1 protein-coding gene is annotated in these 874 nt (G+C 41.3%); it reads right to left on the bottom strand.

The features are described 5' to 3' along the window. Positions 1-522 (bottom strand): hypothetical protein (locus ACFFNX_RS52545; RefSeq protein WP_378213822.1); only part of this gene is annotated, 522 nt, incomplete at its 3' end. Between the last annotated feature and the right edge of the window lie 352 nt (positions 523-874).

The raw sequence follows: 874 nt of genomic DNA, 5'->3' as shown, positions 1-874 counted from the left end.
AACAGCATCAGTTGATAAATGCAAGTTCATTGGTACTTGTCTAGAGTCTTTTTTAAAGTTATTAAAAGCATCGGTTATTTCTTTTTTTGATGCTGCAACTTCTTTTTCCATATCATCACCATGACCATGCCATGTATGAGTTCTTGTAAAAGGGAGAGATGCCGCCATATCTGGCGTAGATAGCAAATGACCAATACCAACAGTAATATTACCTTCGCTATCCTTATACATGGTGTTTTTGAACCCCTCATGGGCTTTTAAATTATTAACACACATGCTCATATAGTAGCCATTATAGTTTCTGGTAGATGGTATACTAATATGTGTCTTATCAGAAATACCTTCATGGCGATTTCCCCCATTACCACCAGAATGAGCACCATAACCGCTATGGCTGTCCCCATCATAACTATGAATTGTTCCATAGGGAGTATTGTGATCATGCCACCCCGGACCTTGATTAGAATTTTCAATACCACTCATCTTAATTTCCTCTTTGACATTTAAAACAACGACCAACACAACTGTATATATAACCACTGGTTTTATATACAGTTTAAAATTACGCCGCTGCATTTTCCCTGTCAACCCTGTGGATTTCCATTTTTGTGAAAACGATCAAAAAAACAGCCACCCACACCACGTGCTATTTCCACCCGATGCCACAAAAACCAGCACAAACATTACCGTTCTCCGGCCTCAGTATGTTTTACTGAAACCATGATATGAGACACCAATGGGACACTGTCACTTCATGGCATGGCACACACTCCAGGACGCACTGAAAATGACGGGCAGATCGCGTTCACAGTTTTACCGTGATATGCGTGCAGGCCTTGTCAGTTACCGTACCAGTCAGGACGGACGACGGGAG

Source organism: Actinoallomurus acaciae (genome assembly GCF_042429965.1).
GTDB classification, from domain to species: Bacteria; Actinomycetota; Actinomycetes; order Streptosporangiales; family Streptosporangiaceae; genus Actinoallomurus; species Actinoallomurus acaciae.
Note: the sequence above shows the minus strand (reverse complement) of the source record. Positions and strands in the feature narration are given on the sequence as shown.